This is a genomic window from Nonomuraea sp. NPDC052634 (assembly GCF_040678535.1).
Taxonomy (GTDB): Bacteria; Actinomycetota; Actinomycetes; order Streptosporangiales; family Streptosporangiaceae; genus Nonomuraea; species Nonomuraea fastidiosa.
Genome location: NZ_JBFATY010000009.1, coordinates 307,837 through 319,659, shown reverse-complemented (window position 1 = coordinate 319,659; position 11,823 = coordinate 307,837). Strand labels below are relative to the sequence as shown.

Below are 11,823 nucleotides of genomic sequence, written 5' to 3'. Positions count from 1 at the left end.
TCTGGATTCCACACACCCACATGATCACTGCGGTGGCCGTCTCACGTCTCAGCCTCGACCAGATCGAGATCTCGAAGTGCGGCTGGAGTATTAGGTCCCCACCCGGACGCCTCCACCGGCCTCAGCCCCCGTCCGGACATCCCGCTCGGCGCTCTGCCGGGCAGCGCGGCCGCCCCTGCGGCGGCAGGCCCCCTCACGGGCCCTGCCCCCCACCCGAACCTCCCGCTGGACGCTGAGTCCACCCCCGCGGCCGCAGACCGCACCCCGGCCGGAAGCGGGGTGACGACGGCTGCCGGCCGCGCGGCCGGCAGCGGCGTAGCGGCGGAGGGCGGCGTGGGGGCGGCGGGCGGCGTGGGGGCGGAGAGCGGCGTTGGGGCGGCGGGCGGCGTTGGGGCGGCGGTGAGCGGGACGGCGCTGCTCCGCATCACCGTGAAGTCCGCCGACCGCCGCACGGCGGGCCGCGCCTTCTCCTCCGCCGTCGTCGAGACCGGCCTCGCCAGTTACCCCGGCTTCTACGCCCTCACCCCGCCGGGCGACGCCTCCCCGTACGGCGTGCACTGGCCCGTCCTCGTCCCGGCCGGCCAGGTCCGCCCCCGCGTGTTCGTGGACGGCGAGGAGATCCCCTTCGAGCAGCCGCCCCCGCCCACCGGACCGCCGCCCGTCATCGAGGCCCCCAGCCACCACCCGGCAAAGGGCGAAGCGGTGTTCTCCGAGCAGACGGTGCGGATCCCGCTGGGGCGGATCGCCGGTGCCCGTTCAGGCGACAAGGGCGGGAACGCGAACCTCGGGGTGTGGACCGACAGCCGGGCCCGCTACGACTGGCTGGCCGCGTACCTCACCCCGGAGACCCTGAAGGACCTCCTGCCCGGGCTGCGGCCGTACCGGGTGGACCGGCACGACCTGCCCAACCTCAAGGCCGTCAACTTCGTGATCCACGGCCTGCTGGGCCAAGGTGTCGCGGCGAGCACCCGCCTGGACCCGCAGGCCAAGGCCCTGGGCGAGGAGCTGCGAGCCCGCACCGTCGAGGTCCCGGCCGAACTGTCCCCCTGACCCCGTACACCCACCGCCCTCCGAACCGGCCGCCCGCCGATCGGCCCTGTCGCCGGCAGACCCGCTCCGCCGGCCGAGCCCTCACCACCAGCGGGGCCCGACGTCATCGGCCGCCGCACCCTCGCACATCCCCTCATATGAACCGGCAAAGCGGGGTTGACCGGGCGCGATCCGCTCTCGTAGGGTCGTGCGCCAGAATCTCGTTCGGTCGAGGGGCGGCTCATGACCTCCACCCACATCGACGTAGGCACGATCGACTTCGACGCCCTGGGCGTGTGGATGAACGCCCAGGGCCTGCCCGAGGGCCCCATCACGGACGTGACGCCGGTTCCCGGCGGCACGCAGAACGTCATGGTCCGCTTCAACCGCGGCGGCCGCTCGTACGTCCTGCGCCGCCCGCCCGTGCACGCCCGCAGCAAGAGCAACGAGGTGCTGCGGCGCGAGGCGCGGGTGCTGAGGGCGTTGCGCGGCACGCAGGTCCCGGCGCCGGCGCTGGTGGCCGCGCAGACCCTGTGCGACCCGGTGTATTACCTGATGGAGCCGGTGGACGGGTTCAACCCCTCGACGGGGCTGCCGGAGCCGCACGCCTCCGACCCGGCGATCAGGCACCGCATGGGCCTGGAGGCCGCGGCGGCGCTGGCGGAGCTGGGGCGGGTCGATCCTGCGGTGCTGCCGGGGTTCGGGCGGCCGGACGGCTTCCTGGAGCGGCAGGTGCCACGCTGGCTGAAGGAGCTCGACTCGTACGGAGAGCTGGACGGCTATCCGGGCCCCGACATCCCGGGCTTGCACGAGACCGCCGGCTGGCTGACGAGCCACCTGCCGCACGCGTTCACGCCGGGCATCATGCACGGCGACTACCACTTCGCGAACCTGATGTTCGCCTGGGACGGCCCGCGCGTGGCGGCGATCGTGGACTGGGAGATGTGCACGATCGGCGACCCGCTGCTCGACCTGGGCTGGCTGCTCGCGACCTGGCCGACGAGCGCCGGTCACGTGCCCGGCCTGCCCGCGCCGCAGGAGATCGTCGCCTACTACGCCGAGCTGTCGGATCGGGACATGTCGGCGATCGAGTGGTACGCGGTGATGGCCTGCTTCAAGCTGGGCATCGTGCTGGAGGGCACGCACGCGCGGGCGTGCGCCGGCAAGGCGCCCAAGGACATCGGCGACCTGTTGCACGCGACGACGCTGGGCCTGTTCGAGCGGGCGCGGGAGTTCATGGACGGCGGGCTCACCTGACACCCAGATTGCGCCGCTAAATCACCATAAATCACCATAAATGGCACGCCGCTCCACCAGTCATATATCACGATTTCCGGAAAAATGATCACACGCCATCCCCCGACCCGTACAATTGCGCGCAATTGCATCAGCCATCGGGGAAGGATCGTCATGCGCTTGCGGTTCCTCGGCTCCACCTCGGAGGCCGGCGCCTGCCCCACCCTGTACGAGACCGATCGCGGCACCATCGTCGTGCAAGGTCTGCGCGTCACCGACGCGGAGGCGCTCGCCGACCTCCGTGACGTCCTGGACGGCGAGGCCGCGGTCGAGGTCCCCCGCGAGCTCCTCACCGACATCGCCAGAAGGGTCCTGCCGGAAGCCGCCGAGGACCGGAGATAGGACGGTAACCGCTTTCCCGACCAGCGGCGGAACACCCACGGAAACCGCTTGATCACATTTGCGGCGGAGGCTGGCATGATCGGCGCGACCGGGGCTAGCCTTCTGCGGCGTGACGTCCTTTCAGCAGGCGCGCATCGACCTCGGCAGCCAATTACGCCAATTGCGTGAGGCGGCCCACCTGTCGGGCAAGGAGCTGGCCGAGCGCTTGCGCTGGCAGCCCTCCAAAGTCTCCCGCCTGGAGAACGCCCGCCAGACGGCCACCGAGGACGACGTGGTCGTGTGGGCGCAGGCGGTCAACGCCTCACCCGACACCACCGACAGGCTCATCCGCCAGTCGCTCGCCCTGCTCGAACGCCACGACGACTGGAAGCAGCGCCACCGCAGCGGCCTGGCCGCGCTCCAGGAGGACGTCCGCGACCTCGAAGCCCGCACCAAGCTCTTCCGCGTCTTCGAACCCGGCATCATCGTGGGCCTGCTCCAGACCTCCGAGTACGCCCGGCACGTCTTCCGCAAGGTCAAGCGCCTCTACAGCGCCGCCGACCAGATCGACGCGGCGGTCCGGGTGCGCATGCAGCGCCAGGAGATCCTGTACGACCGCACGCGCACGTTCAGGTTCGTCGTCACCGAGGCCGCGCTGCGCACGGCCCTGGCCCCGCCGGACGTGATGCGCGGCCAGCTCGACCGCCTGCTCGCGGTCAGCACGCTGCCCAACGTGGAGTTCGGCGTCATCCCGTTCGACGCCGAGCTGCCGTCCAGTCCCATCAACGGCTTCTGGATCTACAACGAGTCGATGGTGGCGGTCGCCACGATGACGAAGGACCTCATGCTGCGCGACCCCGACGACATCGGCTTTTACGTGCGGGCCTTCGACGATTACGTCAAGGTCGCGGAGTTCGACGAGGCCGGGCGGGAGGTCATCATCTCCGTTCTTCACGATTACCGGAAACAAAGTCCACATTAACCACAGCAATTGCTTGCCTCCCGCACCAAGATCGTGCAATTCTGTCGCGAGACGTTGCGGAGGTGACGCATGATGCTTGATACCGCGCTCAGCCTTGAGCGCTTCGCCTGGCACGCGGGTCGTCACGCGGACCTGTCGGTCCAGAGCATCGCGCTGGCCTGCGACCCGGCGTACGTATCGGTCCGCAACCGGTTCTCCTCCACCCTCGCCGAGACCGTGACCTGCTCCGACGAGGGCGCGTTCATCACCTCCTGGGGCTACCGCCTCGGCACCACCGATGACGTCGAGTCGGCCGCCGCCCGTCTCGCCTTCCTGCTCGCCGCGCTCCCCGCCTGACCCGGCCTCAGCAGCCGCCCTTGTAGACACCTTCTGCGCCTCGGGCCGGTCGGCGTTCTCCGCCGTGACGATCGCCCACGCCACCGCCCACGCCACCGCCCGCGCGGGCCGGAACGCGGAGCCCCGGTTTCAGGACTCGGACTGGCGGACCGGGCTGCCCGGCAGGTCCATGGTGGCGATCGCGCCGCCGCCGGGGGCGTTGTCCAGGCGTACGGTGCCGCCCACCTCGTCCACGGCCTGCTTGACGATCGCGAGGCCCAGGCCGGAGCCCGGCAGGCTGCGCGCGGACGGCGAGCGCCAGAACCGTTCGAAGACGTGCGGCAGCTCCTCCTCAGGCAGGCCGGGGCCGTGGTCGCGGACGGTCAGCCGGCCGTCGCGCAGCCGCACCTCGATCTGGCCGCCCGGGCTGAACTTGGCCGCGTTGTCCATGAGGTTGAGCACGGCACGTTCCAGGGAGGAGGCGTTGCCCACGAGGTACCAGGGGCTCAGGTCCGTGCGCACGTCGGCGCCGCGCAGCCTGGCCCGCTCGACCGCCGCGGTCACCACCTCGTGCAGCGCCAGCTCGGCGTGCGGCTCGTGGTCGTTGTCGCCCCTGGCGAGCTGGAGCAGGTCGGCGACCAGCGTGGACAGCTCCGCGAACTGCGCCTTGATGTTGACCAGCAGCCGCTCCTTGGCGGCCGGGTCGAGGCTGCGTCCGGTCTGCTCGCTGCGCAGCAGCAGGTCGATGTTCGTGCGCAGGGTGGTGAGCGGCGTGCGCAGCTCGTGTCCCGCGTCGGCGACGAGTTGTTTCTGCCGCTCTCTCGACCCGGCCAGCGCCGCGGTCATGGCGTTGAACGACGACGACAGGCGGGCGATCTCGTCGTTGCCGGTGACGGGGATGCGGGTGCCGAGGTCCTCGGTCTGCGCGATGTGCTCGACGGCCTTGGTCAGCTCGCCCACCGGGCGCAGCGCGGCCCGCGAGATGACGAGCCCGGCCCAGGCCGCGCCGATGACGCCGAGCGCGGTGATGCCGGCGAGCATGAGGGCAGAGCGCCGCAGCGTGTTACTGATCAGCCACATCGGCCTGGCCTCCATCACGGCCACGCCGTTTTCGAAGTTGAGCGCCACCACGCGGACCGGGGTGCCGTCGCTGGTGTAGCCGTCGCGGTAGACCGGCTCGCACGGCTCGAACGCCTCGGAGTCCTTCTCGTACACCGGCACGATGGGCGGCCCGATCGAGCAGGTGCTGCCGTCGGAGCGCAGCAGCGTCGCCATGCCGTCGAACATGCCCTGCGTGCCCTCGGGCGTGCAGTGGTGCTTGAGGTAGTCGCGGTCGCTGTCCTTCAGCGACTCCACGATGCTCATGTCGAGGTTGCTGCGCAGCCGCGTCTGCACGATGTAGTAGGACAGGCCGGCGCACGCCGCGATCGCCACCGCCACGGCCACCGTGACGAGCAGCGTCAGCCGCGTGCGCAGGCTGCCCCGCCGGGACAGCGCGACGAGGCGGGCACGCAGCCCGCCGGCCGCCGCCTTGCTCGCGTTCCCGCTCATGGGGAGTTCCGCAGGACGTACCCCACCCCGCGCACGGTGTGGATCACGCGCGGCTCGCCACCGGCCTCGGTCTTGCGCCGCAGGTACATGACGTAGACGTCGAGCGAGTTGGACGTCGGCTCGAAGTCGAAGCCCCACACCTCGCTGAGTATCTGGTCGCGGGTCAGCACCTGGCGGGGATGGGACAGGAACAGCTCCATGAGCAGATATTCGGTGCGGGTCAGGTCGAGCCTGCGCTCGCCCCTGGTGACCTCTCTGGTCGCCGGGTCCATGCGCAGGTCGCCGTAGGCGAGCACGTCGCCCTCGGGGGCGCTCGCGCTCAGCGCGCCGCGCCGCAGCAGCGCGCGCACCCGGGCCAGCAGCTCGTCCAGCTCGAACGGCTTGACCAGGTAGTCGTCGGCCCCGGCGTCGAGCCCCGACACCCGGTCACCGACGGCGTCGCGGGCGGTGAGCATGAGGATGGGCACGTGGTTGCCGGAGGACCGGAGCCTGCGGCAGGCGGTGAGCCCGTCGAGCCGCGGCATCATCACGTCGAGCAGCACCGCGTCGTACGTCTCCGCCGCCAGCGCGTCGAGCGCCTGCTGGCCGTCGTCGGCGGTGAAGACCTTGTAACCCTCGAACTCCAGGCTCGACTGCAGCGCCTCGCGCAGCGCGGGCTCGTCATCGACCACCAAAAGACGTGCGGGCTCACTCATACTTACCAAAGGTAAGACGTCATCATGAGAAGCGGATGAACGATCTCACCTTCGTTGACTGAGGATCACCACGCGACGGGCATTCGCGTGAGGCCGAAGACGCCGTTGCCGTACTTCGGCTCCAGCTCCTCCTCGGGCACGATGACGCGCAGATCGGGCAGGCGGTCGAACAGCGTGCGCAGCGCGATCTCCAGCTCGGCCCGCGCGAGGTTCTGGCCCAGACACTGGTGCACGCCGTAGCCGAAGGCCACGTGGTGGCGGGCGCCGCGTTCGATGTCGAACTCGTCAGGACGCTCGAACGCCCGCTCGTCCCGGTTGGCCGAGGCGCCCAGCACGTACACGCCCTCGCCCTTCCTGATGAGCCGCCCGCCGAGCTCCTGGTCCTCGACGGCGACCCGGTCGAACGCCACGAAGTCGGCGATGGAGTGGTAGCGCAGCAGCTCCTCCACGGCGGCCGGCCAGGCGTCCGGGTTCGCTCGCAGGGCGGCGAGCTGATCGGGGTGGCGGAGCAGGGTGTAGGCGGACAGCGGGATCATGTTCGCCGTCGTCTCGTGGCCGGCGACCAGCAGCAGGAAGGCGGCGCCGGTCATCTCCTCGTGGGTGAGCCTGCCGCTGGTGGCCAGCCGGCCGAGCAGGTCGTCCTTGGGGGCGGCCTCGACCCGGGCGATGAGGTCGTCGAGGTAGGACCTGATCTCGAACGACGCGGCGCGCCTGGTGCCCTCGTCGGCGGAGGCGTCCACTATCGTCCGGGTGCGGGACTGGAAGAAGTCGTGGTCGGCGTACGGAACGCCGAGGAGCCGGCAGATGACCAGCGAGGGCAGCGCCAGCCCGTACGCCTCCACCAGCTCGGCCTCGTCGCCCTTGGCCACCATGTCGTCGATCAGCTCGTCGGCGATCCGCTGGATGTCCGGGCGCATCTCCCTGACCCTGCGGACCGTGAACTCGGGGATGAGCAGGCGGCGGTAGCGGGTGTGCTCGGGCGGGTCGTAGTCGATGAAGAAGCCGACGCCGAACTCCCGGGCGGCGGCGATCTCCTCGGGCGTCATGTTCGCGGTGTCGAGGGCGTTCGGATGGCCGGGCGTCCTGGGGTCGGTGCTGAAGCCGGACCCGGAGAGCACCTGCTGGGCCTCGGCGTGCCGGGTGACGAGCCACACCTCGCCACGGCCGGTCTCGGCTTTGACGAGGGGGGCCTGGTCGCGCCAGCCCTTGTACGCGGGCGGCGGAGCGAACGGGCACGTGCGCTGGACAGGGAAGGTTCCCGCCATAGTCTGCTCCGTACATAGCCGGGCCGCATTGCTTACTTACGCGAAAGTAAACAATGTGGCGGCCGGCCGTCAACAGAGGGAGCGAGATGGCAGGACGGCGAACGGACACACGAGAGCGGATCCAGCAGGTCGCGTTGGAGCTGTTCGCCGAGCGGGGATACGACAAGACCTCGTTGCAGGAGGTGGCGGAGCGGCTGCAGATCACCAGGCCGGCGCTGTACTACCACTTCCGTACGAAGGAGGAGATCCTCGCCGGGGTGATCGAACGGCTGGTGGAGTCGATCGAAGAGCTGGTGGCCTGGGGCCGGGAGCAACCGGCCACCACCGAGGCGCGGCAGGAGATCCTGCGGCGCATCTCCGGGCTGCTGTCGGACCAGTGGCGGCCGCTGTTCAGATTCGCCCAGGTGAACCAGGGCGCGTTGGAGCACCACCCGGGCGGTGATCGCCTGCGGGAGGGCGTGTTCTCCATGGTCTCGCTGCTGTGCGCACCGGACGAGAGCATGGAGCGGCAGTTCGAGGCCAGGCTGGCGGTCATCGCGGTGATCCTCGCCAACGTGCCCGTCCTGTTCGGCCCGGAGGCGGACCTGTCGCGGATGAACGAGGTGGCGCTGCGCGTCGCCTCCAAGCTCATCGCCGACGAGCCGGCGGCCCCGGCCACGCCGGAGCCGCCGGGCGGCTGACGGCCGCCGTCAGCGCGTGAGCAGGGCCCGTCAGCGCGTGAGCAGGGCCATGGCGGCGTTGTGGCCGCCGATGCCGCTGACGCCGCCGCCCCTGCGCGCGCCGGCGCCGCACAGCAGGATGCGCTCGTGCTCGGTCTCGACGCCCCAGCCGCCGTGGCCGTCGGCGTCGCCGTCCGCGTACGGCCAGCTCAGGTCGGTGTGGAAGATGTGGCCGCCGGGCAGGCCCGCGTCGGTCTCCAGGTCCACGGGCGTCTTGACCTCGACGCACGGGGTGCCGTCGGGGGCGGTGAGCAGGCAGTCCTCGATGGGCTCGGCGAGCACGGAGTTGATCGAGGCGAACGTGGCCTCCAGCGCCAGCTTGCGCGCCTTCTCCGGATCCTTCCGGAACAGCCGGGCGGGCATGTGCAGGCCGAACAGCGTCATCGTCTCCGCCCGTCCCCGCAGCTCGGGGCCGATGATCGACGGGTCGGTCAGCGAGTGGCAGTAGACCTCGGCGGGCGGCAGCTCGGGGATCTCGCCCCTGGCCGCCTGCTCGTACGCCCGCGCGAGCTGGTCGCGCCCCTCGTTGATGTGGAACGTACCGCTGAAGGCCGCCCGCGGATCCACCTCGGGATCCTTCAGCCGGGGCAGCCGCGACAGCACCATGTTGACCTTGAGCTGCGCGCCCTCGGGCACGGTCGCGGGCCGTCCCATCACCCGGTCGAGCACCGCGGGCGGCAGGTTGACCAGCACGTGCCCGCCCCGCACGGTGTGCTCGGCCCCGCCTTCGGTGAACGTCACCTCGCCGTCCGGGTCGATGCCGATGATCTCCACGCCCGTCCTGATCTCGGCGCCCGCCCGCCTGGCCGCCGCCTCCAGCGCGCCGGAGACCGCGCCCATGCCGCCGACGGGGACGTTCCAGTCGCCGGTGCCGTCGCCGATCACGTGGTAGAGGAAGCAGCGGTTGGCGAGCAGGTCGGTATCGGGGTTCGCGAACGTGCCGATGAGCGCGTCGGTGAGCACGACACCGCGTACGGTGTCGTCGGCGAACCGCTCGGCCACGCTCTGCCCGATCGGCCGGCCGAACAGCTCGCCCCACGCCTCGGGCCCGACCATCCGCTCGATCTCGGCCTGCGGCCGCAGCGGCTCCAGCAGGGTGGGGGCCAGCACCCGCGCGGTCTCGGCGACCATGCCGTAGAAGCGCCGCCACGCCTCGTGGTCGGCCTCTCCGCCCGTCACGTTTCTGAACGAGGCCGCCGTGCGCAGGTCGTCCTCGTTGTCCACCAGCAGGCCGGTCTCGCCCACGGGCGTGTAGGAGGCGTAGCGCCGGCGGCGCAGCTCCAGCTCGAGCCCGAGATCCTGGACGATCTTCGAGGGCAGCAGGCTCACGAGGTAGGAGTAACGCGACAGCCGCACGTCCACGCCGGGGAACGCCTGCGCCGAGATCGCCAGGCCGCCGACGTGCTCGTGCCGCTCCAGCACCAGCACCCGCCGCCCCGCCTGCGCCAGGTACGCCGCCGCCACCAGTCCGTTGTGCCCGCCTCCGGCCACGACCACGTCATACGCACTCATCCTGGCACCATACGACCCGTTCGCCCTCTGGCGCCACGTGCGAGTCCGCGTCCTTGGCGGCGTCCTTGGCGGCGTCCTTGGCGGGCTCCCGCCGGCCGTGTGATCCTCAGGTGGACGGCCGGGCCAAGGGGTCGTACGCTGCTCGGTTCGGAGCAAACCTCATCAGAGTCACCGTTTTTCACCCGCTGGGCCACACATCCAAGGAGCACGAGCCTCACCATGCGCAGTACCACCGACGCAGTCCTGCAGCCGTCCGACGAGGTCGCCGAGGCCCTGGCGAGCGGCGCGCCGGTCGTGGCACTGGAGTCCACGATCATCTCCCACGGGCTGCCGCAGCCGCGCAACCTGGAGGTGGCGCGCGAGCTGGAGGCGATCGTCCGCGACGGGGGCGCCGTGCCCGCCACGATCGCCGTCCTCGACGGGGTGCCCCGCATCGGCCTGAACGAGGTGGAGCTGGAGCGCATCGCCACCGAGTCCGGCCTGCGCAAGCTGGGCCAGCGCGACCTGCCCTTGGCGGCGGCGCTGAAGGCGAGCGGCGCGACCACCGTGTCGGCCACATCGTTCCTGGCCGCCCGCGCCGGCATCCGCGTCTTCGCCACCGGCGGCCTGGGCGGCGTGCACCGCCAGTGGACCGAGGACCAGGACGAGTCCGCCGACCTCGACACGCTCGCCCGCACCCGCATCACGGTCGTGTGCGCGGGCGTGAAGTCCATCCTCGACGTGCCGGCCACGCTACAGCGGCTGGAGACGCGCGGGGTGAGCGTGGCCGGGTTCCGCACCGACACCTTCCCCGGCTTCTACCTCCACTCCTCCGGCCAGCCGGTCGAGTGGCGCATCGAGTCGGCCGAGGAGGCGGCGGCCGTCATGCGCGGCCAGGACGCCCTCGGCGGCCCCGAGACGGCCCTCATCGTCGCCAACCCGGTGCCGAAGGAGCAGCAGCTCGACCCCGAGCTGCACGACCGGGTGCTCGCCGAAGCGCTGGCCGCCGCCGAGCGCGAGGGCGTCAAGGGCCAGGCGATCACCCCGTTCCTGCTCGGCTACCTGGTGGACGGCACCAAGGGCGCCTCTCTCGAGGCCAACCTCGCCGCCGTGCGCGGCAACGCCGCGCTGGCCGCCCGCATCGCCGTGGCCTGGGCACGGTCGTGACCGGTGGCGCCCTCCTGATCGTCGGTGACGTCGTCACCGACGTGGTGGCCAGGCACGGCTCGCCCGTCCTGGCCGGCGCCGACATGGCGGCCGACATCGTGCTGCGTCCGGGCGGCTCCGGCGCCAACACCGCCGCCTGGGCCGCCTGCCTGGGAGCCGAGGTGCACCTGCTGGCCAGGCTCGGCTACGACAGCAGCGAGTGGCACGCCACCGAACTGATCAGGACGGGCGTCCGGCCCCACTTCTCCGTCGATCCCGACCACCCCACGGCCGTGGTGATCGCCATGGTGGACAGCAGCGGCGAGCGCTCGATGCTCACCAACCGCGGCGCGGGCGGCCTGATCTCCGAGGCCGACTGGGATCCGGCCCTGCTCGACGGCGTCGGCCGTCTGCACCTGTCCGGGTACGTCCTGTTCGCCGAGCCGGGCCTGCGCCTGGCCGCCCGCGCGATGGCCGACGCCGCCGCCGCGGGCGTCTTGATCAGCGTCGATCCCGCCTCATCCGGGCCGCTGCGGGACTTCGGCGCTGAACGTTTCATCCGCCAGACGGCCGCGGCCGATCTCGTCCTGCCCAACCTCGACGAGGCGCTTGTGCTCACCGGGGCGACATCGGCCGAGCGTGCCGCCGTACTCTTGAGTGAGAGATATGGCACAGCGGTCGTGAAGCTCGGCGCCGACGGAGCTCTGGCCGCGAAAGACGGTGAGGTGGTGGCGACGGCCAAAGGCCGGCCCGCTGACGTCGTCGACTCCACGGGAGCCGGTGACGCGTTCGCCGCGGGATACATCGCCACGACACTGCGCGGCGCGGGACCGCAGGCGGCTCTGGAGGCGGGATGCCGTGCCGGTGCCGCATGTGTGGCCCAGGTGGGCGGCCGTCCACGGTACGGTTTGGATCTGAACCGTCTTTACCCTATTCACACTGATTGATAGCTTGCCGCGTAGGCTGCACCATTAGCCACATGCGTCACGGGCAGCACACGCGGCTCACTGGGG

At 71.2% G+C, this 11,823-nt stretch carries 12 protein-coding genes; 8 read left to right on the top strand and 4 right to left on the bottom strand.

The window, feature by feature from the left end:
* The first annotated feature begins 279 nt into the window (after positions 1-279).
* The 5 genes from AB0K67_RS31880 (at position 280) to AB0K67_RS31860 (ending at position 3,964) form a co-directional block, all read left to right on the top strand.
* Complete coding sequence (locus AB0K67_RS31880; RefSeq protein WP_364067682.1) at positions 280-1,050, top strand: hypothetical protein; 771 nt, start codon at positions 280-282, stop codon at positions 1,048-1,050.
* A gap of 222 nt (positions 1,051-1,272) precedes the next feature.
* Positions 1,273-2,286 (top strand): phosphotransferase family protein, encoded by a 1,014-nt coding sequence (locus AB0K67_RS31875; protein ID WP_364067681.1) that lies wholly within the window; start codon positions 1,273-1,275, stop codon positions 2,284-2,286.
* Between the two features lie 153 nt (positions 2,287-2,439).
* Positions 2,440-2,667 carry a hypothetical protein gene (locus AB0K67_RS31870; RefSeq protein WP_364067679.1) on the top strand — a complete coding sequence of 76 codons (228 nt, stop codon included), beginning with the start codon at positions 2,440-2,442 and terminating at the stop codon, positions 2,665-2,667.
* Between the two features lie 109 nt (positions 2,668-2,776).
* Positions 2,777-3,628 carry a helix-turn-helix transcriptional regulator gene (locus tag AB0K67_RS31865; protein WP_364067677.1) on the top strand — a complete coding sequence of 284 codons (852 nt, stop codon included), beginning with the start codon at positions 2,777-2,779 and terminating at the stop codon, positions 3,626-3,628.
* A 69-nt stretch (positions 3,629-3,697) separates the two neighbouring features.
* Positions 3,698-3,964: a hypothetical protein gene (locus tag AB0K67_RS31860; RefSeq protein ID WP_364067675.1), complete on the top strand. Its 267-nt coding sequence runs from the start codon at positions 3,698-3,700 to the stop codon at positions 3,962-3,964.
* Positions 3,965-4,093: 129 nt separating this feature from the next.
* On the opposite strand, the gene AB0K67_RS31855 is transcribed toward AB0K67_RS31860, so the two are convergent.
* The 3 genes from AB0K67_RS31855 to AB0K67_RS31845 form a co-directional block, all read right to left on the bottom strand.
* Complete coding sequence (locus AB0K67_RS31855; RefSeq protein WP_364067673.1) at positions 4,094-5,494, bottom strand: HAMP domain-containing sensor histidine kinase; 1,401 nt, start codon at positions 5,492-5,494, stop codon at positions 4,094-4,096.
* Positions 5,491-6,189: a response regulator transcription factor gene (locus AB0K67_RS31850; protein ID WP_364067671.1), complete on the bottom strand. Its 699-nt coding sequence runs from the start codon at positions 6,187-6,189 to the stop codon at positions 5,491-5,493. The genes AB0K67_RS31855 and AB0K67_RS31850 overlap by 4 nt, the downstream gene beginning before the upstream one ends.
* A 65-nt stretch (positions 6,190-6,254) precedes the next feature.
* Positions 6,255-7,454 carry a cytochrome P450 gene (locus AB0K67_RS31845; RefSeq protein WP_364067670.1) on the bottom strand — a complete coding sequence of 400 codons (1,200 nt, stop codon included), beginning with the start codon at positions 7,452-7,454 and terminating at the stop codon, positions 6,255-6,257.
* A gap of 86 nt (positions 7,455-7,540) precedes the next feature.
* On the opposite strand from AB0K67_RS31845, the gene AB0K67_RS31840 reads away from it, so the two are divergent.
* Entirely contained in the window at positions 7,541-8,134 is a 594-nt protein-coding gene (locus tag AB0K67_RS31840; RefSeq protein WP_364067669.1) for a helix-turn-helix domain-containing protein, read from the top strand.
* 30 nt (positions 8,135-8,164) lie between these two features.
* Here the strand turns inward: AB0K67_RS31840 and AB0K67_RS31835 are convergent, their stop codons facing one another.
* Complete coding sequence (locus AB0K67_RS31835; protein ID WP_364067667.1) at positions 8,165-9,685, bottom strand: NAD(P)/FAD-dependent oxidoreductase; 1,521 nt, start codon at positions 9,683-9,685, stop codon at positions 8,165-8,167.
* 219 nt (positions 9,686-9,904) lie between these two features.
* Here AB0K67_RS31835 and AB0K67_RS31830 point away from each other — a divergent pair, with 219 nt between their 5' ends.
* On the top strand, positions 9,905-10,831 hold the full coding sequence (locus AB0K67_RS31830; protein ID WP_364067665.1) for a pseudouridine-5'-phosphate glycosidase: 927 nt from the start codon (positions 9,905-9,907) through the stop codon (positions 10,829-10,831).
* Positions 10,828-11,757: a sugar kinase gene (locus AB0K67_RS31825; protein WP_364067663.1), complete on the top strand. Its 930-nt coding sequence runs from the start codon at positions 10,828-10,830 to the stop codon at positions 11,755-11,757. Before AB0K67_RS31830 ends, AB0K67_RS31825 begins: the two co-directional genes overlap by 4 nt.
* Positions 11,758-11,823: the final 66 nt, after the last annotated feature.

Bases quoted from the DNA above. Each gene is read 5' to 3' on its own strand.
- AB0K67_RS31850 (WP_364067671.1), bottom strand. From the start codon at position 6,189: ATGAGTGAGCCCGCACGTCTTTTGGTGGTCGATGACGAGCCCGCGCTG.
- AB0K67_RS31855 (WP_364067673.1), bottom strand. From the start codon at position 5,494: ATGAGCGGGAACGCGAGCAAGGCGGCGGCCGGCGGGCTGCGTGCCCGC.
- AB0K67_RS31860 (WP_364067675.1), top strand. From the start codon at position 3,698: ATGATGCTTGATACCGCGCTCAGCCTTGAGCGCTTCGCCTGGCACGCG.
- AB0K67_RS31840 (WP_364067669.1), top strand. From the start codon at position 7,541: ATGGCAGGACGGCGAACGGACACACGAGAGCGGATCCAGCAGGTCGCG.
- AB0K67_RS31835 (WP_364067667.1), bottom strand. From the start codon at position 9,685: ATGAGTGCGTATGACGTGGTCGTGGCCGGAGGCGGGCACAACGGACTG.
- AB0K67_RS31870 (WP_364067679.1), top strand. From the start codon at position 2,440: ATGCGCTTGCGGTTCCTCGGCTCCACCTCGGAGGCCGGCGCCTGCCCC.
- AB0K67_RS31875 (WP_364067681.1), top strand. From the start codon at position 1,273: ATGACCTCCACCCACATCGACGTAGGCACGATCGACTTCGACGCCCTG.
- AB0K67_RS31830 (WP_364067665.1), top strand. From the start codon at position 9,905: ATGCGCAGTACCACCGACGCAGTCCTGCAGCCGTCCGACGAGGTCGCC.
- AB0K67_RS31845 (WP_364067670.1), bottom strand. From the start codon at position 7,454: ATGGCGGGAACCTTCCCTGTCCAGCGCACGTGCCCGTTCGCTCCGCCG.